The 25,987-nt window shown below is 45.7% G+C and carries 19 protein-coding genes; 10 read left to right on the top strand and 9 right to left on the bottom strand.

Features of this window, described 5'->3' with window-relative positions; translation table 11 throughout:
- The first annotated feature begins 136 nt into the window (after positions 1 to 136).
- Both R7Z41_RS08335 and R7Z41_RS08330 read left to right on the top strand, forming a co-directional pair.
- Positions 137 to 1,402, top strand: coding sequence for a DUF1835 domain-containing protein (locus R7Z41_RS08335; RefSeq protein WP_225477304.1), 1,266 nt, complete (start codon positions 137 to 139; stop codon positions 1,400 to 1,402).
- Between the two features lie 389 nt (positions 1,403 to 1,791).
- A complete protein-coding gene (locus R7Z41_RS08330) occupies positions 1,792 to 3,096 on the top strand; it encodes a dicarboxylate/amino acid:cation symporter (RefSeq protein ID WP_176311354.1) in 1,305 nt (434 codons plus the stop codon).
- A 98-nt stretch (positions 3,097 to 3,194) separates the two neighbouring features.
- On the opposite strand, the gene R7Z41_RS08325 is transcribed toward R7Z41_RS08330, so the two are convergent.
- The 4 genes from R7Z41_RS08325 to R7Z41_RS08310 all read right to left on the bottom strand — a co-directional run bounded on the left by R7Z41_RS08325 (position 3,195) and on the right by R7Z41_RS08310 (position 6,124).
- Complete coding sequence (locus tag R7Z41_RS08325) at positions 3,195 to 3,569, bottom strand: YkvA family protein (protein ID WP_225477302.1); 375 nt, start codon at positions 3,567 to 3,569, stop codon at positions 3,195 to 3,197.
- Between the two features lie 213 nt (positions 3,570 to 3,782).
- Entirely contained in the window at positions 3,783 to 4,907 is a 1,125-nt protein-coding gene (locus R7Z41_RS08320) for a M20 family metallopeptidase (protein ID WP_225477300.1), read from the bottom strand.
- A gap of 9 nt (positions 4,908 to 4,916) precedes the next feature.
- Positions 4,917 to 5,384, bottom strand: coding sequence for a YjiG family protein (locus tag R7Z41_RS08315; protein WP_005374849.1), 468 nt, complete (start codon positions 5,382 to 5,384; stop codon positions 4,917 to 4,919).
- Positions 5,384 to 6,124, bottom strand: coding sequence for a nucleoside recognition domain-containing protein (locus R7Z41_RS08310; protein ID WP_225477298.1), 741 nt, complete (start codon positions 6,122 to 6,124; stop codon positions 5,384 to 5,386). Before R7Z41_RS08310 ends, R7Z41_RS08315 begins: the two co-directional genes overlap by 1 nt.
- Positions 6,125 to 6,544: 420 nt before the next feature.
- On the opposite strand from R7Z41_RS08310, the gene R7Z41_RS08305 reads away from it, so the two are divergent.
- Entirely contained in the window at positions 6,545 to 6,868 is a 324-nt protein-coding gene (locus tag R7Z41_RS08305) for a hypothetical protein (RefSeq protein ID WP_318128754.1), read from the top strand.
- A 91-nt stretch (positions 6,869 to 6,959) separates the two neighbouring features.
- Positions 6,960 to 7,676 (top strand): DsbA family protein, encoded by a 717-nt coding sequence (locus tag R7Z41_RS08300; RefSeq protein ID WP_050924436.1) that lies wholly within the window; start codon positions 6,960 to 6,962, stop codon positions 7,674 to 7,676.
- A gap of 113 nt (positions 7,677 to 7,789) precedes the next feature.
- Here the strand turns inward: R7Z41_RS08300 and R7Z41_RS08295 are convergent, their stop codons facing one another.
- The 5 genes from R7Z41_RS08295 to R7Z41_RS08275 all read right to left on the bottom strand — a co-directional run bounded on the left by R7Z41_RS08295 (position 7,790) and on the right by R7Z41_RS08275 (position 18,070).
- On the bottom strand, positions 7,790 to 9,850 hold the full coding sequence (locus R7Z41_RS08295) for an alpha-amylase (RefSeq protein WP_225477295.1): 2,061 nt from the start codon (positions 9,848 to 9,850) through the stop codon (positions 7,790 to 7,792).
- A gap of 180 nt (positions 9,851 to 10,030) precedes the next feature.
- Entirely contained in the window at positions 10,031 to 10,705 is a 675-nt protein-coding gene (mtgA, locus tag R7Z41_RS08290) for a monofunctional biosynthetic peptidoglycan transglycosylase (RefSeq protein ID WP_053303908.1), read from the bottom strand.
- A gap of 137 nt (positions 10,706 to 10,842) precedes the next feature.
- Positions 10,843 to 13,035, bottom strand: a complete 2,193-nt coding sequence (gene glgB, locus R7Z41_RS08285; RefSeq protein WP_390508533.1) for a 1,4-alpha-glucan branching protein GlgB — start codon at positions 13,033 to 13,035, stop codon at positions 10,843 to 10,845.
- A 283-nt stretch (positions 13,036 to 13,318) separates the two neighbouring features.
- On the bottom strand, positions 13,319 to 15,499 hold the full coding sequence (malQ, locus tag R7Z41_RS08280; RefSeq protein WP_225477293.1) for a 4-alpha-glucanotransferase: 2,181 nt from the start codon (positions 15,497 to 15,499) through the stop codon (positions 13,319 to 13,321).
- Between the two features lie 117 nt (positions 15,500 to 15,616).
- Positions 15,617 to 18,070 (bottom strand): glycogen/starch/alpha-glucan phosphorylase, encoded by a 2,454-nt coding sequence (locus R7Z41_RS08275; protein WP_005374836.1) that lies wholly within the window; start codon positions 18,068 to 18,070, stop codon positions 15,617 to 15,619.
- 734 nt (positions 18,071 to 18,804) lie between these two features.
- Between R7Z41_RS08275 and malT the strand changes: the two genes are divergently transcribed.
- The 6 genes from malT (at position 18,805) to rsgA (ending at position 25,953) form a co-directional block, all read left to right on the top strand.
- Positions 18,805 to 21,513 (top strand): HTH-type transcriptional regulator MalT, encoded by a 2,709-nt coding sequence (malT, locus tag R7Z41_RS08270; protein WP_005374834.1) that lies wholly within the window; start codon positions 18,805 to 18,807, stop codon positions 21,511 to 21,513.
- Between the two features lie 578 nt (positions 21,514 to 22,091).
- Positions 22,092 to 23,009, top strand: a complete 918-nt coding sequence (locus R7Z41_RS08265; RefSeq protein ID WP_025768640.1) for a DUF368 domain-containing protein — start codon at positions 22,092 to 22,094, stop codon at positions 23,007 to 23,009.
- Positions 23,010 to 23,253: 244 nt separating this feature from the next.
- A complete protein-coding gene (locus R7Z41_RS08260) occupies positions 23,254 to 23,679 on the top strand; it encodes a hypothetical protein (protein ID WP_025768641.1) in 426 nt (141 codons plus the stop codon).
- Positions 23,680 to 23,688: 9 nt separating this feature from the next.
- Complete coding sequence (locus R7Z41_RS08255) at positions 23,689 to 24,303, top strand: SCO family protein (protein WP_042522188.1); 615 nt, start codon at positions 23,689 to 23,691, stop codon at positions 24,301 to 24,303.
- Positions 24,293 to 24,601, top strand: coding sequence for a PTS transporter subunit EIIB (locus R7Z41_RS08250; protein WP_047102409.1), 309 nt, complete (start codon positions 24,293 to 24,295; stop codon positions 24,599 to 24,601). Before R7Z41_RS08255 ends, R7Z41_RS08250 begins: the two co-directional genes overlap by 11 nt.
- A gap of 275 nt (positions 24,602 to 24,876) precedes the next feature.
- A complete protein-coding gene (gene rsgA / locus R7Z41_RS08245) occupies positions 24,877 to 25,953 on the top strand; it encodes a ribosome small subunit-dependent GTPase A (RefSeq protein ID WP_151515268.1) in 1,077 nt (358 codons plus the stop codon).
- Positions 25,954 to 25,987 lie beyond the last annotated feature (34 nt).

Below are 25,987 nucleotides of genomic sequence, written 5' to 3'. Positions count from 1 at the left end.
AAAGCACCCAACACTCGCGGAAAGAACTCGGTTCACGGCAATATCCTCACCTGCTTGGTTTAGCAGGCACAATCTGTTTTTACCTTCTTTTTAGCTTCTATATAGGCGAGTGTGGAAGAAATAAGAAAGGTGAAATATGAACTCTACAAATAGCTTCTCGATCAATATCAATCAGCAAAAATCCATTGCTAAAAAAAGGCTCAAAGCTATCCGCCTATACGATGACGCCACGTTGGAGTTAGTTAAGCGATTTCACTCCAAACCAGAATCTTTGGCTCCCAATACAATTCAATTGGCTGACGTTCAACATGCACTCGCAAGAGAACTGGGCTTATCCAGTTGGAGTAAACTAAAAGTTCATGTCGAAGAGCTAGAAGCGCACAAACGAGCCATCAAAGAACAAAAACCGCCCCTAGATGCAAAAGTAAAAACGCTACACGTTCGTTGTGGCCACGACATTCAACAACAACTTAAAGCCAGCGGATTTGAAGGGGCATTTTTAGCCCTGATCGATCCGCTTTGTATTGGCCCCATACCAGCAACACCACAGAACTTCCTTGCCATTCGTGCCCAATATGTCGTAGAGACTCTGCTGCCTGTGATGAAGCGTGAAGACTCGGTTCAAGATATAGTCACATTGGAACAATCAAACCTCGATCTGTTGCAAAGTGATGTATTTGAACGAATCGTCTTTTGGGTCGAACATGACAGTTATGATCAATTGATGCTAATTCGTGCTCTAACACAGTTAGAGAATGTAGAGAATAAAGTGATAGAGGTCATTGAGTTGAACCAGTTCCCGGGCACTGAACGATTCATCGGCTTTGGGCAGTTGCCTGAAGAAGCTATTCGTTCTTGTTGGCGATACCGTAAACCTGTGACAGCAAAATTATTCAGTCAGGCTAAACGGTGTTGGCACGCTATTACATCACCGACACCTATTTCCATAGTTAATTTGATTCAGCAACATAACCTGGATTGCTTGCCCAATATATTCAACGTGCTTAAACGCCATTTGCAAGAGTTACCTAATTCACAAACTGGATTGAGCTTGACACAACACCTCGCGCTAAAGGTCTTGAGCTCGCAAAATCGTTCAATTCCCATCAAAGATTGGTTTGAGCAATATCAACAACTAGAACCTCTTCCTTACCTAGGAGACGTGATGTTTTACGCGTTACTCCTCCCTCTAGCACAGTGTCAAACACCTTTGATCACGATTGAGTCACGTGAAAGGCACTGGTGGGAACAAAGCGTCCGTATCACTGAGGCTGGCAAGCAGTGTTTGGAGGGTTTAATACGAGCGAAACAATGCTATTGGGTTGGAGGGATTAAAAATACCAGTCAAAGTTATTGGAGCTGGGATCACCTCCAACTAACTACACTTGCCAACCATTATTGAGTTGACAAATATGAAAGCATAAAAGGTTCGTTGGCTCTGATGAACACTCAATACTAAAGTATCGCTAAAGAAGCGACCGCTAGTCTGAATACAACTTAAATAGTTATGCAGAAATGCATCCACTCAAAGAGAGTATGCACTCTATCTCTTATTAAAATTTATTGTAAATCCTCTTTGTTATCGGTTGTATATTCGATAAAAGTGTTAAAATACAAACTTTTCATCCGGCCAATTAGTTAATATTTGGTTAAAATCCCATTTTTATTAGTGATAAAGTTCACATCTATTAACCATTTAGAGGATTATTCTTTCGTATTTTCTCACTCCGCTGCTAATCTGCTCGCCGCTTTGAAGTGAACTCAAGGTGCATAACTATAAGGAGTGTTCTCATGAATACCAAGAAACCGATGTCGCTTACCAGCCGCGTAATTTTAGGTATGGTTGCGGGTATCTTGACAGGATTTGCAATTCGCACACTTTTTGCCGACAACGGATTTGTCGACGCATACATTGTTAATGGATTATTCGAAGTTGGTGGACAGATCTTCGTTGCCAGCTTAAAAATGCTTGTTGTACCGCTAGTATTTGTTTCGTTAGTTTGTGGTACTAGCTCTCTCAAAGACCTCTCTACACTGGGTCGCATGGGCGGTAAAACCCTCGCTTTCTACGTTACGACAACGGCTATCGCGATTACGCTTGCTCTAACTATGGGTACTCTGTTCCAGCCAGGTGCTGGCGCTGACCTAACCGCAGCAAGTTCATTCAAATCAGCAGAAGCACCATCTTTGGGTCAGGTGATCATCGATATGTTCCCAACCAACCCTATCAGTGCGATGGCTGAAGGTAAAACCCTGCAAGTTATTGTGTTCGCGGTACTATTTGGTATCGCGATCAGCGCAGCAGGCAAACCTGGTGAACGTATTGCAGCGTTCTTCGCTGATCTGAATGAAGTGATCATGAAACTGGTCGCGATTTTGATGAACTTGGCGCCTTATGGTGTGTTCTTCTTAATGGCGAAGCTATTTACTGGTCTTGGTCTGGGCGCAATCGTCAATCTGGCAGAGTACTTCTTAGTACTGGCGGGGACGCTTGTCCTGCACGGCCTAGTCACTTACAGCTTAATGTTAAAAGGTTTCACTGGTCTAAATCCAATTACGTTCCTGCGTAAGATGGAAGACGCGATCATGTTTGCTTTCTCGACCGCATCATCAAACGCGACGATTCCAGTGACAATGGAAACAGCAAAGCACCGCATGGGTGTTGAGAACCGTGTATCATCGTTCACAGTACCGCTTGGTGCAACCGTGAACATGGACGGTACGGCGATCATGCAGGGCGTAGCAACTGCGTTTATTGCTCAAGCTTTCAATATTGATTTAACTATGGGCGATTACCTAATGGTTATCATGACGGCAACTCTGGCGTCTATCGGTACCGCAGGTGTTCCTGGTGTGGGTCTTGTCATGCTTGCTATGGTATTGAACCAAGTTGGTCTGCCGCTTGAAGGTATCGCGCTCATCATGGGTGTTGACCGTCTACTTGATATGATTCGTACCGCAGTTAACATCACCGGTGACAGCGCAGTGACTATCATTGTTGCTAAATCGGAAGGCGCACTGGATGAAACTCGCTTCAACGATCCAAAAGCTGGGGTCGCAGAAGAAGAAGTGCATCTAAAACGCGCGGAAGCTTAAACCCTTCCAAACTCAATTATCCTGTCTAAATGAAAGCCCCGATGGAAACATCGGGGCTTTTGTTTTATCTGGAATCTACAGCATAGGTCATAGCCGCCCTACTCCGTCATCGAACTCAGCTTTTCTCTCGCTTGTTCTTCATGCTCGTCGGTGATGGCATTACCGACCGAGTTCGCCGCTAGGGTCAGTGCAGCCATGTCATCGGTAAAGCCGACACCAGCTAGTACGTCTGGCACCATATCTGTTGGTAGGACGAAGTAAGCCAGCGCGCCACCTAAAATAGCCTTGTGGCGAACAGAGGTGTTGGAATCTGCCATCGCGAGCCATGATTTTATGCCCATTACGGCAATTTCTTCACCCGCTTTCTTAACCGACCCTTTTATTTTTCGCCAGAATGTTTTCTCATCTGGCGCTTGCATCGTTTGATCTTTGGCGTCTTTCGGCGCCGATTTTACAGACATTGTTGTGGTCATCGTTGCCTCCGAAATTTATGACTATGTCCAACATATTAATAAATCGAACCTGAACGCAAGATTAATAACAAGAAATGATAGTAAAGTGAAACACAGATAGAAAAATCCCCAAACCGAAGTCCGGGGATTATTGCTTTGGAAGCAAAAAGTCTTGGAAATCAAAAGTCTTAGAAACCAACAGCTTTGGGAGCCAAGCTTTAGAAGCAGAATGCCTTATTGAACAATCTTCTCCAGTACACGTATCAACATTTTGATACTTGGTTCAATAGACTCAAGCAACAAGTACTCTTGATCGCTGTGGAAGCCCGCACCGATAGGTCCTAGACCATCCAAAGTTGGAACACCAAGAATCGCCGTGTTGTTTGCATCAGAGCCACCACCTACTTCTTTCCAGTTGATGTCGATCGCCAGTTCACTTGCGGCTTCTTCAACTAGCATCATCAGGCTTTCTGTTTGTGGGCTTGGCACCATAGAAGGCTTATAAGCTTCACGAACCAACTCAATTCTCACGCCATCAACGAATGGTGTTTCCAGCATGCCATTTAGCTTGCTATCGACATCATCGTATTCTTCGTTGCTCCAGAAACGCACATCCACGATCGCTTCCGCGTGCTCAGGGACGATGTTCGCACCGTTGCCGCCAGAAACAATGCCGACGTTCAGCGTAGTACCAGATTCAAAGTTGGTCATTGCATTGACAGCCAGAATCCAATTCGCCATCTCAGTGATTGCGCTGCGGCCGTTTTCTGGCTCGTTACCTGCGTGAGCAGCAACGCCATTAAAGGTCATTTTGTAGCGAGCCATGCCTTTGCGCGCTTTCACTAAACCACCGTCTGCACGTGCTGCTTCTGCAACCAGCACATTCTTAGCGTTTTTCGCAACTGATTGAATCCAATCCACAGAGTCCAGAGAGCCCGTCTCTTCATCTGGGTTCATGCAGATAGCGATAGACAACTTATCCAACACCGCTTGGTCTAGATTGCGCATCGCGTATACGATGTTCAGCAAGCCAGATTTCATGTCCGAGACTCCCGGACCGTAGGCTTTCTCTGCATCTTGAGACATTGGACGAAGCTCAGCAGTACCCACAGGGAACACGGTATCCATGTGACCAATCAGCATTACGTCGATTTGCTCAGCTTCCGGCTTGTTTCGAACTTCAAGACCGACGCCCGCTCTGCCACAGTCGATGCGTTTTACGCTCCAACCTGACATCGCTTGGTACTTCTCTTCAAATTGAGAAGCGATAAACTCGATACCATCAGTCGTGTAAGTGCCACAATCCACATTAATCAGCGGACGTAGCTCTTCTAGATATTCATTTAGAGAGAATTGCATGACTCACTCCTAGACAAACAGATTCATCACCAGCATTGCGCCAAATGCGTTCAATACTGAGATTGCAATCATAACTGGGATGTAACGACCTTCAGTACCGATTGGCCCCATGATACGACCCATGTACTGAACTTGAGAGCCCATTAGGTAGATAGCAGGTGCAAGAATCGCAATGTGCGTGCCGTTAAGGATACCTTGGTCAAACAGCGTGATAACCACACCCACTGCGCCACCCATCGACATCCAAGCACCGATCAATACCGCTGCAGCTTCACCCGGAAGACCAAACACCGCCATGATTGGAGAGAACACCGTGCCCATCAGATCCAGCGCGCCAGTGATTTGTAGCGCCTTGATGATAACAAATGCCATCAATACGTTAGGCACCGTAGAGGTAGTCGCAATCACCCAACCTTTCTTAGCACCTTCGACGAAGATATCCGTCACCATTGGTTTTTTCGCTTTAACGTCACCCATTATGCCGTCTCCTCTTTTAAGTTCTCTGATTTGTTTTGGTCTTGCTTGTCTTCTTTACCTTCCGTCATGTTCAGGTAGATACGGAACAGGTTCGCGCCGATGATCTTAAATGCGAACATCACCACAACTGCTAAACCAATAGAAGACGTTACTGCTAGAGAGCCGTCAGCCATCGTCAGTGTGAACAGCACAGCACCCGATGAGAAGAAGTTCACGATGGTTGCACCTGCAGTGAACTGGAACATGGTAAATACGTCCGTTTCACGCTTAGTTAGGTGACCTTCATCTTTTAGCTGACGCGTCATTGCCGCACCTGCATCGGTACTTTGTAGAGAAGCAATTAAAGCCAGACCAGAGTTACCAGGGATGCCCATTAGAGGACATAGAAGAGGAGTAAGAAGCTTACGAGCTGCTTCAAGTGCACCGTAGTGCTCAAGTACGTTGATCATACCTAAGGCGAACATAACAGTTGGAATCAAAGTAAGTGCGAAAATGAAACCGTCGCGAGCACCGCTACCACCAGTACCACGGAAAGATGTGGTCGCAGCTTGTACCTCGCCATCCGCACCTTCCGTTACGCCGTAAGCCACTTTACCGAAAGAGCCATTAAGCGTTGTAAAGTCGAATACACCGTACCATTCGTTGGATTGCATCAGACCAGAAAAGAACACAACCGCAAACGCCAGAGCAACGTAGCACCCCAGTGTAACTTTACGCTCAGTTTGAACAGGAATTTTCATAACATTACCTACACATGTGGAACTTAACACATATGTTCACCTGAATAATGTGCTAGAGAGATGATCAAAATCAATCCATTTACCGAACAATCATGTCACTCAATTATGAAGTTTTATTTTATGATTTGAATCACATTTAAAAGATAATAAATATTTATGACCAAGATAAGGTAGATTTATCTAACTATCAGCAAATCTCATCCATTAACAAAACAAGCCAAAATTATGAACAAGTTTGTTATTAGCCACACCTTCGACGTGCTTCATGGTTTGTTGCTTATTTGAGATTTCTTGACCAAAAATTAACAAAAGTTCCGTGTAATTTATTTTAGGGTGGTTCGGTCATTACTTAGAGACTTACTCAGGGTTTGCCTTTTGCTTCGATCACAATCCAACATCGCTCGATGGACACTCGCCCTTGTGGCTTGGGTTATCGTGATCTGTTTAAGTAAAAATGCTGGCTTCTACCAATCTTGCCCTCTGATTGGCGCGCAAGTGACACCTGAGCACGCCACTGCGCAGCAACAAAAGAGCGAGAAAGGGCTGACTAAGCAGTGTGAACTGTCTGAAAAGCTGATTCAGGTTTCACAAAACCATCTCGACAGCTTCATTGTGCCCTTATTCCTATTTGCGTTTGTCTTGCTGTCTATCACTAGCACCGAGCGTAATGCTTTCCGCCATCATACCGAGCCGATACCCGACAAATATCGGGTGCACCTCAAGCTATGTGTGTTTAGAGAATAAAACCCGATTGCTATTCATCCCCAAATCAATTGTTTTATTTTTAATCACTTCGCGACAAAAACCGCGAAGAAAGAGAGTTTTAGGAAATATCATGAAATTCACACGCACACTATTAACTGTGGTTATCGCGCTGGTACCTCTATTTTCACACGCAGCAGAAAAAACATCAGAAGAGAAGCTGCAAGAAATTACTCAACTGCTGAAAGAAAACCCGCAGATCCTCGATTCACTGCATCAAAACCTGCAAGACTACGTCGCTTATCAAAAGACGTTTAACGCGACTTTGGATGAAGCGCGCGCCTATCTTAACGATGGCAAGCACTCTTACTTCGGTGCGGAGAACCCAGAACTGACGATCATCAACGTGACCGATTACAGCTGTCCTTTCTGTAAGCGTCTTGAAGGTGAGTTAGTGAAGGTAGAGAAAGAATACCCGCAGGTAAAAGTGCTGAACATGACGGTATCGTTCAAAGAACAGTACGAGAAGAACGGTTACAACTCGGCAAGTTACGCATTGAACGTATGGCAGAACCAACATGACAAGTACAAAGAAGTACACGACTTGTTGGTGAAGAAGCCGGGTCCACATGATGCTAGTTCACTACAAAAAATCGCTAAGAAGACTGGCACAGAAGCACAGCTTGTCGACGACAAAGAGACCAAAGCGTTGTTGGATAAAAACTACGAGTACTTCACTCGCTTAGGTCTACGAGGCACACCAGCGATCATCATTAATGATCAAGTCATTCCGGGTTATGTACCTTTCGAGGAGCTTGAGAAAGTCATCGACCAAGAGCTAAAGAAATAACTATCGAAATCGATAGCTCTTGAAATAGATAAGTAACCATCGAAAACAACAAAGCCCTTCCCTGAGAACTCAAGGAAGGGCTTTTTCTATCTAGGCTTAAAACGAAGTTCTAACTACTTTTCGCGACCCACAAACGCCACAACGACTTTGTCATTGCCAAGCGAGCGAGAGAACACATACGCACCTTCTTGTTCAATCACTTGATGTTGACCTGCACCAATCGCTGGGTGCGCTTTACGGAACTGACCAAGGGTTTGCCAGTGTTTGAGTAGCGCTTGCTTCTCATCCGATAGCTTCCACACCATGTCAGAACGTGTGCCTTGGTGGAAATCATCCGCGTAAGGACCAATGTTACGACCAATTTCATCACCATAATAAACCTGAACAGCACCAGGACTCAGAAGCAGTGCATTCGCGGCGTTACGCTGCATACCGTAATCTTTGAAGCGAGAGAAGAACAGCTCGGTATCGTGAGAAGACATGTAGCTCACAGGGTTAAAGTCTTTCTCATTGGCGATAGTATCTGCGTAACTTTGGTAAGTGTCTGCCATTTGGCTGAAACACGCCGCGCCTTTGTCTAACTTCTTCTGCATGTCGAAGTTAATCAACGCGTCAAAGCCATCGTCAAAGTAAGGGCTGCGATAAGCGGTATGTCCCCATACTTCACCCATCATCCAGAATGGCTGACCTGACTTACCGTTCTCTTTACGCCATTGCTCAAGGCTGCTTGATGCCTCTTCTTTCAAGCGTTTCCACACATCGCCTTCAACGTGCTTCACCGTGTCGACACGGTAACCATCAATACCAAAGCGTTTCACCCAATCAGTTTGCCACTCAATTAGGTAGTCCGAGACGGTGTAATTATCACGCGCCTCAACGCGAGTGCCAGGGTTATCCAATAGCCATTGAGCTGGCTTCACGGCTTTGTCTGATTCAGTGATAAAGTCAGGCAAACCCGCCAATGACATGGTGATATCACTGCTGCCCGGAGCTGGGTATCCCGGTAGACCTGTTCTTATCCAGTCACCGCCCCACCATTTCGCCCAGTTTGGACTCTGGTAATCAATATTCTGGTGGTAGCTATGCCAATTTTCACCCGCTTTTGGTTGCCAATCCCCCCACTTCTTAGGTAGTTCAGCGTTTGGTTTTAACTCCTCAATACCATCAAATTGCAAATCGGCTAACGTTGAGTAACCGGTGTGGTTGATTACTGCGTCCATCAATACTTTAAGGCCACGTTTGTGTGCCTCTTCCACCAGCTTTTTCAGGTCATCTTCGTTACCGAAGTTCTCATCAATCTTGGTGAAATCACGCGTCCAGTAACCGTGGTAAGCGTAAAATGGGAATGAGCCGCTATCGCCGCCGCCCACAAAACCATGCACTTGCTCAACGATTGGCGACAGCCAAATTGCATCTGTACCTAGGCTCTTGATGTAATCTAGCTTTTCGATCACGCCTTTTAGGTCACCACCGTGGAAGGTACCAATCTCTTCTTTGCCGTCTTTCTTGCGCCCATAGCTGTTATCATTGCTGGTATCGGCATTGTTAAAACGGTCGACCATCACGAAGTAAATGTTGGCATTACGGTAATCAAACGGTACTGCTTCTTTGGTTTTCTTCACTGGCTCTAGTAGCACCAAACCGCCGGAATCTTTGCTTGGTGTCAGCGATACTTGCTGATCTTTTACTTCGACCATTTGACCAGAATAGGCATCACGCAACTTGGTGCCATCGGGGAAACTGTCACCCAGCGCGATGGTGACTTCGCCGCCTTGGTAAACCTCACATTGCACTTGTGGGATTGGGCGTTTGAATTCTGTCTTGGCAGCTTTCTTAGGTTCACGCTTGAAGCGTAGAGTTTTGGCTTCCGCATCAAAAGCAAAAGAGTAATCGCCAGTAAAACGGATTTTTAACGGCAGTTCTGTTGGTTTTCCGCAGTTCAGCGCGATAGGTTTGTTGAATTTGACCTTCTGACCATCAGGCGCGACACAGTCGCCTTCAACACCCGTGATTTTGAGCGTGTATCCGTCTTTGGTTAAGGGCACAACCAAAGGTTGCTCTGCACTTAAAGGAAAGTCACGGCTGTTGGTCGTGGTAGAAATGGTGATGTTTGGCTCGGCGATGGCACTTGCCGATGCAAGCAATAAGGTCGTCGTAATCAGATTCAGTTTCATCGTTCAGTCCATTGGTTGCGCATAGGCGCAGTATTCGTGTTGTAGTTTTATTCACACTAATAGTAAATGGATGAAAAACTGAGCACATCATTCTGAAAAGCTACGCCCTAAAGCTTGTGACGCTTCACATTTTGCTTTTATGGGGGCGTAGTTCTACTTATGAGCAGGGTAAAAAGGAGTTTAAAGCTGAACGCTACCAAGGTTACGCATTTGTCTCATCGCCCAATTGACGCGGCTGATGGTGTAAGAAGTCTGAGGGTAAACTTTGATGCGATACGGATTTGGCAGCACCACCGCAAGCCTTGCTGCTTGGCGTGTTGAAAGTTGTTTAGCAGGAATACCAAAGTAGTTTTGCGCAGCGGCTTCCGCGCCATAAATACCTGGACCAAACTCCACCACATTCAAATACACTTCAAGAATGCGTTTTTTACTCCACATTGCTTCCATCAGCAGAGCAAAATAAAGCTCATACGCTTTGCGCACATAAGAGTGTGAAGGAAACAGAAACACGTTCTTTGCAGTTTGCTGAGTAATCGTGCTCGCACCGCGAGAGGGACCGTTCTCGCCAGACTCTGAGATCACTTTAAACAAGGAATCAAAATCCACTCCGTAATGGGTCGGGAACTTTTGATCTTCTGTCGCAATCACGGCCAGTTGAATGTGTTTAGAAATATCACTCAAAGGCACCCATTCATTTTGACTCTCTTCAGGAAATCCTTCAGGAGGAGAAATTATGCGGCTGATCTTCCATCCCCAAATTGGTGGATCGATGTATTTCACTATGCCAACGAGCATCACTGGTAAAAGCAAAAGCACCAATAAGATATTGAACAGAAGGGATTTAATCTTTCTCAAAGTCCGACCTAGCCTGATTTCATAAAACAATATGATGCAAGTATAGAGTATGCAGTCTGTTTATCGTTAGTGAAAACTTGGTTAAAAAAAAGCCCGATTTACAATGTAAAACGGGCTTAGAATTTGATTAGACTAAATTATTTGTGCAGCTTGTAGAACACGGTTGAAAGTGGAGGCAAACGAAGCTCAAGTGATTGAGGCAGTGATTCACTTTCGACTTGTTCCGTTTTCACACTGGTCAGCACTTTAAAATCGCTTCCGCCGTATTTGCTGTCGTCCGTGTTCAGCAGCAGTTCGTATTGACCTGCATTTGGAACACCTAAACGGAAACGCTCGTGTGGTACGGGCGTAAAGTTGGTGATGATGAGAATACGCTCACCCTCTTTACTGATACGCTCGTGCGCTAGGATGCTTGCATCTGCCTCGTCTTGTAGACGCCACTCAAAACCAGCAGGAACACAATCTTGATCGTGCATCGCCGCTTCATTTCGGTACAAGTGGTTCAAATCGCGCATCAGCTTTTGAACGCCTTGATGACGTTCGTATTCCAGCAAGAACCATTGCAACTGATCATCGTGGTTCCACTCCGCCGTTTGGCCGATTTCCGCGCCCATGAAGTTCAGCTTTTTGCCCGGTTGACCATACATATAACCGTAGTATGCACGTAGGTTTGCGGTTTGCTGCCATTCATCGCCCGGCATCTTGTTATGGATAGAGCCTTTTCCGTACACCACCTCGTCGTGAGAGAGAGACAAGACGTAGTTTTCGCTGTGCGCATAAACCAGCGGGAAGGTGATGGTATTGTGGTGGTATTTGCGGTGAACAGGATCTTCTTTGATGTATGAAAGACTGTCGTGCATCCACCCCATATTCCACTTGAAGCCAAAGCCTAAACCACCCATAAAGGTTGGCGCAGACACACCCGGAAACGCCGTTGACTCTTCCGCAATCGTCATCGCATTCGGGAAGTGCTTGTACACTTCTTCGTTCATCCATTTTAAGGTTGCGATTGCGTCGTAGTTTTCGTTGCCACCATCAACGTTCGGGACCCACTGATCGTGGCTACGTGAATAATCGAGATAGAGCATCGACGCAACAGCATCGACACGAATGCCATCAATATGGAATTGTTCAAACCAGTACAGCGCATTCGAGACAAGGAAGCGACGTACATGTTCACGGCCTAAATCGTAAATGTAGGAGTTCCAATCTTGGTGCCAACCGCGACGAGGATCTGGATCATGGAACAGAGGCGTACCATCAAAGTTAGCTAAACCATGATCATCCGATGGGAAATGCGCAGGAACCCAATCCAGCACTACACCGATACCAACTTGGTGACACGCATCCACGAAGAATTTGAAATCATCAGGTGAGCCAAAACGGCTAGTTGGTGCAAACAAGCCAACAGGTTGATAGCCCCATGAACCATAGAATGGATGCTCAGACACAGGCATCAGCTCAACGTGGGTGTAGCCCATATCCACAAGGTATGGCACCAACTGCTCCGCGAGTTCGCGGTAGTTCAGGAAATCACCGTTCTCGTCGCGCTTCCATGATCCAGCATGTAGCTCGTAAAACGATAACGCTTCATCACGCTTTTGTGTCACTGCACGGTTTTGCCATTTCGCATCTTGCCATTGGTAACGCTTGTGATCGTAGGTAATGGATGCGAACGATGGGTATTGCTCAGAGTAGAAACCCCAAGGGTCTTGTTTGTGTGGCAACCCTTCCCCATTTGGCCCTTTGAGCTCAAATTTGTATTGTACCCCCTCTTCCAAACCAGGAATGAATAGGCCCCAGATACCGTAGTCTAAGCGTTGCATTGGATGACGACGGCCATCCCATTGGTTGAAGCAACCCACAAGGCTAACAGCAGATGCATGTGGTGCATAAACAAGGAAACGCACACCAGAGATGTTTTCACCGCCACGTTCTAGCGTGACAAAGTGTGCGCCCATGTAGTGATACATGTCTTTTGGCGTATGCAGATGCTCGTACTCTTGGTAGATATTGTGGTACTGGTACGGGTCATCAATAATTTGTTCAACACCATTCCAATCGACCGCTAAACGGTAGTGGGTCAGGTGTAAATCGCGTTGCTCTTTTAAGATGAAACCGCTGTCGCCATCACGCTCAAGCGCCACGCGAGGTTCACCATTAACAAGCAGTTCAACCTTGTTTGCGCCCGGCATCCAAACTCTCAGCGAAGCTTCGTCGTCAATGAATGGACCCAGCGCCGCAAATGGATCTGAGTAAGCCGCCTCAGCAAGCAGTTCGTATGCGCGTTCGTGTTGTTTCTTTATTTTCTTGGTTTTGGTGGTTTTCAAATCTTTCTCCCTAGAGCCAACATCCTTTTCAAGACCAGAGATCTGAATCAAACATCGGTTTCTCCACAGCCAACGTTGTGAACTCACAAAAAGACTCCGCTTCTCACATTCGTTGCGTAAACGGCGTCAAAATACAAAAATGCCCGCTATTGTCGCGGGCATAATAACGGTACTTCATCCTAACGGATTGTGTTTTAGGAATGAGTGACCTAGACGGAACTTTCGTACCTCTGAGCTAACAAAATTGGTAATCAGCTCGTCCATCTACGCCACTCTAGGCATCTTACTTACTCGCCTGTGCACGAACTTCAGTAAGGCGTTTAGAAATACGATTCACATCTTCACGGCTGAAGATTTCATCTAGGTTCATCGACAATTTACGACGCCAGTTTGGATACTCATCCACCGTACCAGGAATATTGACCGGTTGATCCATTTCTAGCCAGTCTTCAAGCTGCACACTAAGCAGTGCAGAGTCACCCGCGGCTACGTGCAGTTGCAGCGCTTCGCTTAGGTATGAATCCATTGGCACGTACTGAGCATCATGACCAATGCCTTCTGGCAGATAGCCATGCCAGCGAACACTGTCTAGAATGCCTTGTTTGCACTTCAAGCGGTCAGCGAATAGGCCTTCCAACTGCTGCTCATCAGGGTACAGACCAATCTCACGCCCCATCTTCAAGTCATCACAGTGCCAGAAACCGCGTAGTGTTGGCATATCGTGCGTACACAGCGCAGCCATAGACTGCTCAGCGTAGTGCTTCGGAGAAATAAAACCGCCGTCGTCTTTTGATGTTTCGAAGAAGAAGACTTTGTACGAATGCACACCCGCATCACGAAGGATATCAACGATTTCATCAGGTACAGTACCCAAGTCTTCACCGATTACAGAACACTGATGACGGTGAGATTCCAACGCTAGGATTGCTAGCATGTCTTCAACTGGGTAGTACAGGTATGCGCCTTCTGTCGCTCTCTCGCCTTTTGGAATCCACCAAAGGCGAAGCAGGCCAAGTACGTGGTCGATACGCAATGCTCCACAATGCTTCATGTTAGCACGTAGCAATTTGATGTAAGCGTCGTAGCCAGTCGCTTCTAAAACCTGAGGGTTAAGCGGAGGCAGACCCCAGTTTTGGCCTAGTGGACCAAGTACATCTGGTGGCGCACCGATGCTTGCATCCAATACTAGCGCGCCTTCGTCAGCCCATGTTTCGCTGCCTGAATCTGCAACACCAACCGCAAGGTCGCGGTACAAACCCACAGCCATGCCTTTTTCTTCGGCTAGCGCTTGCGCTTCTTTGATTTGATCGTCTGCGATCCATTGCAGGTACATGTACAAGTGAACACGATCTTGGTTGTCCTTAATGTACTTCTGAGTACCGGCTGCGTCGAATGTGCGGTATTTCTCAGGGAATACTGGCCAGCCCCACATGTTTGCATCTTCTGCATGTAAATCAGCATGAAGTGCATCGAATGCAGCTTGGTGTAGCAAGCTGTCGCCGCCTTTTTCAACAAAGTCCAAGAAGGCACGAGCGCGATCAGTGTTCTTGTCTAAATGGCGAGCTTTAAACTCACTGAATAGCAACGGAAGAACGCTCATTTTTAGTTGCGAAACTTCGGTGTAATTCACCCAATGAGAGTCTCGCGCTTTTTGTAAACGTTGTTGGAACTCTGCACTACCGACACGTTGTTGTGCTTCTGCACTTAGCGCGAACTCAGGTACAGAGCTTACGTCGATGTACATGATGTTCAACCAACGACGAGAAGACGGGCTGTATGGGCTTGCCCCTTCTGGATTCGCAGGGAACAGCGAGTGAATAGGGTTCAAGCCAATGAAGTCACCGCCACGAGAGGCAATATCACTCACCAGTTGTTTTAGGTCGCCAAAATCACCGATGCCCCAGTTATGCTGAGTACGCAGTGTGTAAAGCTGGATACTAGGACCCCATAGCTTTTTGTGTTGGTTTAGATCGTCTTGTTTGAAACACGCTTTCGGCGTAATGATCAATGACATCTCGTAAGGTGTTTTACGACGCTTACGACTGATGATCAGTTTGTGATAACCCCAAGCCAAGTTCTTTGGCAATGCAAACACTAGAGGGCCACCCTCAGCACGCTCATCACGAACAATTTGGGACTGAAGATAGCCTTCAAGTACCTCTCCTTGTTCTGTTTCTAAACGCCAGCTGAATTCACTCTCACGAGCACTCGTACCTAGGTTTAGTTCCACTTCGACTGGTTCGCCGTCGCGTAAAACAAGAACAGGGGCTAGTACGTCTTTTTTATGTTTCTTTTCAGCAGAAGCCAGTAGTTTTTCATCACTGCTAGTATCGTAGCCAAGCGAAGCGAGCAAGCGGCGTAGCGTCTCCTCAGACACTTTCGCCTCATCTCCCCAAGCACTGACATAGCTATCAGCCAATCTCGCCATTTCCGCGACTTTCTTTAATGCTGTTTGTTCTTTCATCGCTTTCTCCGAAGGTAATACCAACACCTTCCATGTAGGGTTTTATTGTTATCAATAACTTCTTTTGGAAAATGACCAAAGGTAGCGCTTGGCTACCTTGGTCTTAACTAGGTTCTATTAGCGTTTCACCGCTTCAAGTTTCCAGATATTGTTCACGTAGTCGCGGATTGAGCGGTCTGACGTGAACTTGCCAACAAGGGCGGTATTAAGAATGGCCTTCTTCGCCCAACCAGCTTGATCTTTATATTGTTCGCTCATGTCTTCGTGCGCTTTCACGTAAGATGCAAAGTCCGCAAGACATAAGTACGGGTCACCGCCGTCTAGTAGGCTGTCGTATGTGGCACGCAGTAAGCCCGGTTGGCCTGGTGTGAACTCTTCACCCAATAGCAAGTCCATTGACGCTTTGAGTAAGTGATCCGCATTGTAGTAATCAAATGGGTTGTAACCTTGAGCTTTCAGCGCTTTCACACCTTCAACATCTAGACCGAAGATGTAGATGTTCTCATCGCCTACTTCCTCACGAATCTCAACGTTTGCACCATCCATTGTACCGATAGTTAGCGCACCGTTTAGCGCCATCTTCATGTTACCTGTACCTGATGCTTCTTTACCCGCTAGCGAGATTTGTTGAGAAACGTCAGCCGCAGGGATAATGATTTCAGCCATGCTCACGCGGTAGTCAGGGATGAATACCACTTTCAGCTTGTTACCGATGCGAGGATCGTTGTTCACCTTGTCTGCAATCTTGTTGATTGCGAAGATGATTTCTTTCGCTAGGTGGTAACCCGGTGCTGCTTTTGCTGCGAAGAACACAACGCGTGGCGTACACTCAAAACCTGGTTCATTAAGAATACGATGGTACAGAGACAGTACGTGTAGCAAGTCTAGATGCTGACGTTTGTACTCGTGCAGACGCTTGATTTGAACATCGAAGATTGCATTAGTATCGAGCTCGATACCCATGTTCTCTTTCACCCAAGTTGCTAGGCGTTCTTTGTTCTCTTTCTTCACTGCCATGAATTCTTTTTGGAATGTCGCGTCAGTAGCGTACTTCGCAATACCTTCAAGTTGCTCTAGTTTCGCTGGCCATTCTGGGCCGACTTTCTCAGTGATAAGCTGAGACAGACCTGGGTTACAGAACTTCAACCAGCGACGTGGCGTAATACCGTTCGTTACGTTGTGTAGACGTGTCGGGTACATTTCGTGGAACTCTGGGAATAGGTCTTTCTTAACCAATTCAGAGTGAAGTGCTGCTACACCGTTTACTGCGTAAGAGCCGATTACACATAGGTTTGCCATGCGAACCATGCGGTGGAAACCTTCTTCGATGATAGAAAGCTTCTGTTGCTTCGCGACATCACCCGGCCACATTGCACGTACGTCTTGTAGGAAGCGGTGGTTGATCTCGTAAATGATCTCCATGTGACGTGGTAGCAGGTGCTGGATTAGCGACTCTGGCCATGTCTCTAGTGCTTCTGGAAGTAGCGTGTGGTTGGTGTACGCAAATGTCTTAGAGCTGATTTCCCAAGCCGCTTCCCAAGCTAAACCTTTTTCATCCATCAGGATGCGCATTAGTTCAGGAATCGCAATCGTTGGGTGTGTATCGTTAAGCTGGATAGTCTCTTGCTTAGGTAGATCCGCTAGCGAGTAGCCCGCAGCTTCGTGGCGACGTAGGATGTCACGTACAGACGCTGCTGAGTGGAAGTACTGCTGCATTAGACGCAGTGTTTTACCTTTCTCGTGGTTGTCATTCGGGTAAAGCACTTTAGTGATGTTACCTGCGTCGATCAGTGCGTGCTGAGCTTCGAAGTAATCACCATTGTTAAAGCTTGCTAGTGAAAATGGTGCAATCGCCTGACATTCCCAAAGACGTAGCGGGTAAACCGTGTCTGATTCGTAACCCACAATTGGAAGATCCCAAGGCATTGCTCTTACTGTCATGCCTGGTACCCATTTGCGAACCTCTTTACCGTTCTCGTTAATCACTTCAACGTGACCGTAGAAACCGATCTCTTGCGCAAGTTCTGGACGCGCAATTTCCCAAGGGTAGCCTTCTACACCGCGCCATGCGTCAGGTGCTTCTTGCTGGCGACCATCTTTGAATGACTGTTTAAATAGACCGTATTCGTAATGTAAACCATAGCCGACAGTTGGGAATTCTTGTGCCGCACATGAATCCATGAAACACGCAGCCAGACGACCAAGGCCACCGTTACCCAATGATGGGTCGCGCTCTTCTTCTAGCAGATCAGTTAGGTTGTAACCCAGTTCAGCCATTGCTTCTGTTACTTGTTCATACAGACCCATGCTGATTAGGTTGTTACCCGTCAAACGACCGATAAGGAATTCTAGCGAAAGGTAGTTAACGCTCTTCGCACTTTTAATGCGTGGATCTTCTTCTGTCGCAAGCAAATCTAGAGTAGTAAATTCAGCCAGAGCATGCCCCATTGCTAGGTACCATGCGCGGCTGTCTGCGTTTTCAATCGTATGAGCGTAAGTTACAGATAGGTGTTTCTTTACGCTTTCTTGGAACGACTTCTTGTCAAATTGTTTTTGTTGAGTAGGTTTCATTACGAAATTCTCACGTCTTTTGGTAATTCATCTGCCATACATCGTGCATTTACCTCTGTGAATAAACATCCTCCTAATTCTCATCCTTTGAAGGAGGAGGGCTGAGGGCGTAGAGGGGGTACCATTGCTAGGTTAGTGATCCAAATCTCAACAAAGTGAACTTTGCACCAGTTCTTAGTGATTTTGATCACAATGGAATGTGAGAAAGGTTAAAACCCGTTCATGACGCTTTTTATAGTCCACTCATCTGATGATGTGAAAATTGTAATATCGGTCACATTAACTCGGTCAGCGTAGAAGAACTTTTCGTAATCTATGTGCAACGCGATCTTAACGCTAACGAAACAAACGATATTTAAGTGACGACAATCACAAATAAAGGGCGTAGTTGATGGTAAATCCATCAACCCTTGAGAATTAGGAAGTGGATCAAAGTAACGAACATTTCTGATGTCGTAACATCCCACTCAGCTCACAGGATTGTACGCTTTTTATACAAACTAGAATTAGGCGATGTGAGTTATTTCTAGTTTTCGCTAGCTTTTATATCTAAGTGACCGTATGGAATGGTTTTTCAGACGGACGCAAGCCCCAACAGTAGCGACATTATCCGGCATTCAAACAGTGTTTTTGATGCTGATGACATCATTCAGTAAGACGGCTTTCAAGGGGGCTTTACAAGAATGATCACGTTGCTGTCATTTGGGTATACATAAATAAGGACATAACTACTAATGTGGATTCCATCTAAGCTTACTCGACCAGGACGCCTGCACAATGCCATCGTGCGCCCACGAGTGTTGGACTTACTACAGCAAGCGCCTTACTACAAATTGGTTTTATTCCGATCCCCAGCAGGTTACGGAAAAACGACAATGGCAGCGCAGTGGCTATCCGATAAGCCAAACGTCGGTTGGTACAGCATTGATGACAGCGATAACGACGGCTTTCGCTTTGTAAACTATCTGCTTCAAGCATTAAACAAAGCCACCAACTTCAGTTGCGCTAACGCACAAAAACTGGCGGAAAAACGTCAGATCTCGTCTTTACGCTCCCTATTTAGCGAAGTATTCGCTGAAATGGCTGACTTTCATCAAGAGTGCTACGTGGTACTTGATGACTACCATTTAATCACGAATGATGAAATCCATGAATCCATGCGTTTCTTCTTAAAGCACATGCCAGACAACCTCACCGTTGTGGTAACCAGTCGTGCAGCGCCGCCTCTGGGCACTGCAAACTTACGTGTTCGTGATTTAATGATCGAAATCGGCAACGAGATGTTGGCGTTTGATACCGAAGAAACCACTCGCTTCTTTAACCAGCGTATCGCCGATGGTATTGATGAAGACATGGCGAACAGCCTAAGAACCTATGTTGAAGGTTGGCCATCGGCGATGCAGTTGATCGCATTACAAGCCCAACATCAAAACCGCACATTGGCACAAACTGTAGAGTCGGTATCGCAGTTCAATCACGCGCACTTGTGGGATTACTTGGTCGAAGAAGTGTTTGACTTACTCGATCACGAAACTCGTCACTTTTTAATGCAAGTATCCGTGCTTGACCACTTCAATGATGAGTTAGTGTTTGCCCTTACCCAACGCGAAGACGCACTGGGAATGATTGAATCGCTTAACCGTTACGGCTTATTTATTTACCCGCTCGAAGGGGAACAGAACTGGTTCCGGTTCCATAACTTATTTGGCGAGTTTTTATCTCATGAGCGCCAAGCTCGTATTCCTCAGCAAGAAAAAGATCTCCACCGCAATGCTGCTATCGCTTGGTTACAACAAAAAGCACCACACCAAGCGATTCATCATGCACAAAAATCGAATGATAAGGACTTAGTGGTAGAGATCCTAAACGAATTCGGCTGGAAGATGTTTAACCAAGGCGAACTCAGCACACTGGAAAGCTCAATTAACAAGTTGGACGATGATCTGTTGTTCAGCCACCCAAAACTTACGATGCTCCGAGCATGGTTGGCTCAAAGTCAGCATCGTTATAACCAAGTGGGCCACCTGCTTGAAGAAGCGGAAGAGGAACACAAAAAGCGTAACATTGCGTTAGATATTCATTATCAAGGTCAAGCAAACGCGTTGCTTGCTCAAGTGGCTATCAACAGTAACCAACCAGAAAAAGCTCTCGAATTAGCGGAGTTAGCGCTTAGCCAACTTGATAACACAATTTACCGTAGCCGAATTGTGGCGACTTCGGTTGTTGGTGAAGTTAACCACGTGCTAGGTAAACTAGACCGTGCTTTGCCGATGATGCAACAAACTGAAAAGCTAGCTCGTCAGTATCAGGTATATCACCAAGCGTTATGGGCAATATTGCAGCAAAGCGAGATTTTAATTGCACAAGGTTACGTGCAAGCTGCCTTTGAACTACAAGATTCCGCATTCCGTCTGATTGAAGATCAGCAGCTTCAGCATGTTCCTCTTCATGAATTTTTGCTGCGTATTCGCGCGCAAGTACTTTGGTGCTGGAACCGACTTGATGAAGCGGAAGAATGCGCGTACAAAGGTCTGCAAATTCTCGAAAACCATTCACCAAGCAAGCACTTACATAGCTATTCGATGTTGGCGCGTATTGCGATTGGACGCGGTGAATTAGACAAAGCAGGTAAATTCATTGAGCATATACAGCACTTGATGAAACAGTCGACTTATCACGTAGATTGGACTGCAAACGCTTCACTATCGTTGATTCTATTTTGGCAAGCGCGCGGGAATACCGATGCAATGCAAGAATGGCTCAATACTGCGGTTCGTCCTGAATCGGCATGCAACCACTTTTCTCAATTGCAATGGCGTAACATTGCTCGCGCCCACATTAACTTAGGCCAATATACCGACGCTCGTGCTGCGTTAGATTTTCTCCAAGGTGAAGCTCGTCGCACTAACCTAATCACAGATACTAATCGCAACTTAGTGGTTGAAGCGGTCCTTTCTGCTCGCCAAAAAGATGAGGAGCAAGCCAAGGCTCTGTTAAAAGAAGCATTAGTAATGACGAACCAAACTGGCATGGTCGGAAACTTCCTGATTGATGGTGCAACCATTGGCGGTCTGCTGGAGAAGTTGAGCCTCCGCCATGAACTGGGCGATCTTGAGCGTCACCGTGCTCAACAGTTAATGAAGGACATTTCATCGAATCAACGTAGCCGGTCGATTCACTTTGATGAAGACTTTATTGAAAAGTTGGTGAATCACCCTAATGTGCCAGAGCTAGTACGTACTAGCCCATTAACACAACGCGAATGGCAGGTTCTGGGGCTGATTTATTCAGGCTTTAGTAACGAGCAAATCGCACAAGAGCTGGATGTGGCAGGTACGACAATTAAAACCCACATTCGCAACCTGTACCAAAAGCTTAATATTGCTAATCGTAAAGAAGCCATTGTGACAGCTGAAAATTTGCTACAGTTAATGGGATACTGAACTGCTAGATAAACGGGTTAAAACGTAAAGTAAAACACAAGGGTTGGCGTAACACGTCAGCCCTTTTTTATGACTGACAGTAAGAGAAGTGCAATTTGCAAAGCACGTAAGTAACGTTGTTCATATAAAAAAATAGCCAACCGCAATAATCGCGATTGGCTTATATTTAGTGTGAACAAATTGTATTCACTAACAACGTCAGTTGGCTAGGTGACCCTCGGCTTAAGAAGGGTCGAGCAGTATTATGCATTAATCATGCCAAAATGCAAAGACTTATTTTTGGGCACAAGATCTCATATAAGCTGGATTTATTCACGCGCAAATTATCAAAATGCAATTTGATAATGCAAATTGCAATTGCACAATGCAACCAAGATTGATAATTGATAGTAGAGTTAATCATCTCAAAAATGTAAACCAAGCATTAAAAGCTCGTTACGGCGGCATTGTCTCTTGGCGGGTAATAAAGATAGGCAATAGATTGGATATAAAACCAAGTAGTTACAGCACTATTTCATACTTTTTTCATCGCAATGTTTGTATACTCTCTGCCATCGAAACGACTTAGCATTAGAGCAATGAACTACTTAATTACTTTCTTCAAGGGAATCGCCATGGGTGCAGCAGATGTTGTACCTGGTGTATCTGGCGGCACCATCGCGTTTATCACTGGTATTTACGATACGCTGCTTGAAAGCATTCGACGCATTAACCCCTCACTTTTCTCTATCTGGCGAAAAGAAGGGGTTAAAGCCGCGTTTAATCACATCAACGGATTCTTCCTAATCGCTCTGTTTGCCGGCATTTTCACCAGTATTGCAACGCTAGCAAAGTTGATTACTTGGCTTCTTGACACACACCCGATCCCACTTTGGTCATTTTTCTTTGGTCTAATTTTGGTCTCTGTGTATCACATTATTCGTCAGGTTGAGCAACGCGATCTTGTCCGCTTTGTCATTCTGCTCGTTGGTGTCGGGTTTGCTTATAGTATTACTGTGCTCAAACCTTTACACATGGAACCAACGGCCACTAACACCTTATTCGCTGGAGCTATCGCGATTTGTGCGATGATCTTGCCGGGTATCTCTGGCAGTTTTATTTTGCTGCTGATTGGCATGTATGCTCCTGTATTAGCCGCAGTGAAAGGTTTTCAAGTCGATACATTAGCGCTATTTTTGTCTGGCTGCGTGATCGGTTTACTGTCCTTCTCTCACTTATTGTCGTGGTTACTACGCAAGTTCCGTGATTTCACCCTGATGTTTTTGACTGGATTAATGATTGGTACGTTGCCAAAGATTTGGCCATGGAAAGAAACCATCACTTGGCGCACCAATTCGAAGGGCGAACAAGTGCCATTGCTACAGCACAACCTATCACCATTTGAATTTGAACACGTGACATCACAACCTTCTCAGTTAGTACTTGCTGTCGTAATGATGCTTGCAGCCATTGCTCTGGTTTTGGGTCTAGAGAAATTCGCAGATTCAGATAAATAACTTTGGTATCAAACACATACTGAACCAAATAAAAACGGAGCCAATTGGCTCCGTTTTTATCTATTGGCTAAGGGCAAAAACATCTCAATTGAAAACTCTGCTGTATTTGATGCAATAAAGTCCGTCGCATTACTAAGAAGCTGGTCACCGAGGTATAACGCACAATTTACCGAGGTCACGAGTTGGCGAGCGGCGCATCTGTGCTACGATGCTCGTAATGTTAAGTGATAAATGCTGAACCTTAATGAAACTGTTACAAATCGCCGCTGTTTCAGCCGCATTAGTTGCGGGATTTTATGCCCCGACTCTAATAAAAAGCTTTTCTTCTTCCACTCAAAGCAAGTCAATAGATGAATACTGCTTTCTCTCTACAACCTCTTGCGTCCAAGAAAATGTTACGATGACGCTAAACTCAGAAACTGCTCAACCCTTGGTTCCTACCACTCTAAATGTTGAGTGGCATACAAGCGATGCTAAGCAACTCATCCTAAGTCTTTCAGGAAGAGAAATGGAGATGGGTGAGCCTAAGTTTTTGCTGAAGCAAATCGCTCCTGGCCAATATCAAGGTGACATCATTCTCCCGGTTTGCACGGAGGATGCAATGACTTGGGTTGGTGAACTCAGTGATGGAGAGAATACCGTTTACCCTGCTATAAAAATGCAAAGATAAGGAATCGTTATGAGCCGCAATTGGTCCCTATTTCTCGTAGCTGCTTTCGCACTCGGATTTGGCGTAAAGAGCTATTTAGATAATCAGAAAACGAAGCCAGAGCAAGTGGACAGTTCCACCTCTCAACAAACGGTATTGTTTGGGGAAAATAACCAAGCCGTCAATATCTTCGATGTGAATGACCCTCGCATCCGAGTCGTCTATTTTGGCTTTACTCGCTGCCCAGACGTTTGCCCAACTTCTCTTGCAATGCTGGCAGGAGCACTGAATCAAATTGACGACGCGCAAAAAGCACAACTACGCCCGATGTTCATTTCTTTAGACCCAGAGCGTGATGAGGCCGATGCATCAGCAAAATATGCCCATTACTTCCATCCAATGATTGAAGGCCTATCGGCACCACTTGATGTAACGACACCTTTGGCACACAACTATGGTGTCATTTTCCGCAAGACAGAATTGGAAGGCTCGGAACTAAAGTACACGCTGGATCATAGCTCTTACTTTTACTTCTTGAAGCCGGATGGCACGTTAATCACTAAAGTACCGCATACGCTCTCGCCGGCACCGATTGTTGAAGCCATTTCAAAACTAACGACCGAAGGCTCTTCAAATGACGGTTAAGTCAGTGCTGAAGCAATTTTTCAATTTCCTAACTCATACCAACCCCAATGTCGAACAAGACGTCGATACGATCATTGACGCCATTGGGGGCATAGAAAACCTGCTAGAAACTGGTGCATGTGCGACTCGGCTGCGTCTTACCCTCAGAGCGACGTCCGTCATCGATAAGAACGCACTCAAAAATCATGGCGCGCATGGCGTCGTGATATTGGATGATCGTCATATCCAAATCATATACGGCTTAAAAGCCAACACGTATTCGCAGATTATGGAAGAGCGCATCACAAAACAAAGTTAATATTTTTGCAGTATAGCTACCCTCTTTAAAAAAGGGCAGCTATACTCTTTTGGCTTAATTAACTCACTTATTTATTAACCAACGAAGAGGACACAAGATGATTGTATTGAATAACACTAACTGGGCATCGCAAGGGTAACCCTAACAGCACCCACTCTGTGGCATAACCACAACTCCCCTTCTCTGCCCGGTCTTCACCGGGGTCAACTCTATCCGAATTAGACCCTAATGCGATTTGTATTAAGGCGCTTTGTTGCGTCAGGGATAATTCAATAATGAATCAAACACATACTTTTTGTGACACATTAGTTTCAACTTCAAACCCTCTAAAACAATTGGGTTGGAAACCATTTTTTCAGCAACAACTGACATTAGACGATTACGACAACACTATTTTTGCTCGTGTAATTGCGCATCACCGAAGTGGTTATTTATTGGCAACAGAAACTGGGCAAGTTCATCTTAATGCCCACCATTCTTTACCCAATATGACCGTCGGAGACTGGGTAATCTTAAATGAAGATCAGCAATTTGTTCGCTTACTGGATCGCTTGAGCCTCTTTAGCCGCAAAGCCGCTGGCAGCAAAGTGGCAGAGCAACTCATCGCAGCCAATGTGGATACAGTGTTTATCGTCTGTTCCCTTAACGACGACTTCAATTTAAGTCGTATTGAACGTTATCTTGCCTTGGCTCATGAAGCCGAAGTCGAACCCGTCATCGTGCTTTCCAAAGCCGATTTGTGTGACAATACTGATGAACTAAAAAGCCAAGTACAGAAGCTCGACCCTCTATTAGCTATAGAGACAGTCAACGGCTTAGAAATAGAGAGTGCTTCTAAACTCATGACCTGGTGCAAAGAAGGACAAACCCTCGCTTTTATCGGTTCTTCAGGCGTTGGCAAATCAACTCTTGTTAATGCATTACTCGGGCAACAAGAACAGGCAACTGGGCATATTCGTGAAGACGATAGCAAAGGGCGACATACAACTACATCGCGCTCTATCCATCTATTACCTGATGGCGGCATCTTGATTGATACTCCGGGAATGCGCGAGCTTCAACTAGCAGATTGTGAATCGGGGGTCAGTGAGGCATTTTCTGACATTGAGGCTCTCGCTCAGCGTTGTCGCTTTGGTGATTGCCAGCATCAAACTGAGCCGGGTTGCGCAGTTCAAACTGCGATTGAAAATGGCAAACTGGAAGTTCGTCGTTTCAATAACTATCAAAAACTATTGCGAGAACAAGCCTTTAACGGTGCGACTTTGGCAGAGCAACGAGCTCAAAGTCGACAGTTCGGGAAACTCACTCGAAATGCCATGAGTGATAAGCGCAGGCGCCAACAAAGTTATTAATTTGTTGCGTTTGAGTTGTCAATAAAATCAAAGG

It is taken from the genome of Vibrio sp. 1457 (genome assembly GCF_033340195.1).
GTDB lineage: Bacteria > Pseudomonadota > Gammaproteobacteria > Enterobacterales > Vibrionaceae > Vibrio > Vibrio alginolyticus.
Note: the sequence above shows the minus strand (reverse complement) of the source record. Positions and strands in the feature narration are given on the sequence as shown.

Bases quoted from the DNA above. Each gene is read 5' to 3' on its own strand.
- R7Z41_RS08250 (WP_047102409.1), top strand. From the start codon at position 24,293: ATGACGGTTAAGTCAGTGCTGAAGCAATTTTTCAATTTCCTAACTCAT.
- R7Z41_RS08320 (WP_225477300.1), bottom strand. From the start codon at position 4,907: ATGCAATTCTCTCTAAATGAATATCTAGAAGAGCTACGTCCGCTGATT.
- malQ (WP_225477293.1), bottom strand. From the start codon at position 15,499: ATGAAAGAACAAACAGCATTAAAGAAAGTCGCGGAAATGGCGAGATTG.
- R7Z41_RS08315 (WP_005374849.1), bottom strand. From the start codon at position 5,384: ATGGGTGACGTTAAAGCGAAAAAACCAATGGTGACGGATATCTTCGTC.
- R7Z41_RS08295 (WP_225477295.1), bottom strand. From the start codon at position 9,850: ATGAAACTGAATCTGATTACGACGACCTTATTGCTTGCATCGGCAAGT.
- R7Z41_RS08300 (WP_050924436.1), top strand. From the start codon at position 6,960: ATGAAATTCACACGCACACTATTAACTGTGGTTATCGCGCTGGTACCT.
- R7Z41_RS08275 (WP_005374836.1), bottom strand. From the start codon at position 18,070: ATGAAACCTACTCAACAAAAACAATTTGACAAGAAGTCGTTCCAAGAA.
- malT (WP_005374834.1), top strand. From the start codon at position 18,805: ATGTGGATTCCATCTAAGCTTACTCGACCAGGACGCCTGCACAATGCC.
- R7Z41_RS08255 (WP_042522188.1), top strand. From the start codon at position 23,689: ATGAGCCGCAATTGGTCCCTATTTCTCGTAGCTGCTTTCGCACTCGGA.
- R7Z41_RS08330 (WP_176311354.1), top strand. From the start codon at position 1,792: ATGAATACCAAGAAACCGATGTCGCTTACCAGCCGCGTAATTTTAGGT.
- R7Z41_RS08310 (WP_225477298.1), bottom strand. From the start codon at position 6,124: ATGAAAATTCCTGTTCAAACTGAGCGTAAAGTTACACTGGGGTGCTAC.
- R7Z41_RS08335 (WP_225477304.1), top strand. From the start codon at position 137: ATGAACTCTACAAATAGCTTCTCGATCAATATCAATCAGCAAAAATCC.
- rsgA (WP_151515268.1), top strand. From the start codon at position 24,877: ATGAATCAAACACATACTTTTTGTGACACATTAGTTTCAACTTCAAAC.
- R7Z41_RS08265 (WP_025768640.1), top strand. From the start codon at position 22,092: ATGAACTACTTAATTACTTTCTTCAAGGGAATCGCCATGGGTGCAGCA.
- R7Z41_RS08260 (WP_025768641.1), top strand. From the start codon at position 23,254: ATGAAACTGTTACAAATCGCCGCTGTTTCAGCCGCATTAGTTGCGGGA.
- R7Z41_RS08325 (WP_225477302.1), bottom strand. From the start codon at position 3,569: ATGACCACAACAATGTCTGTAAAATCGGCGCCGAAAGACGCCAAAGAT.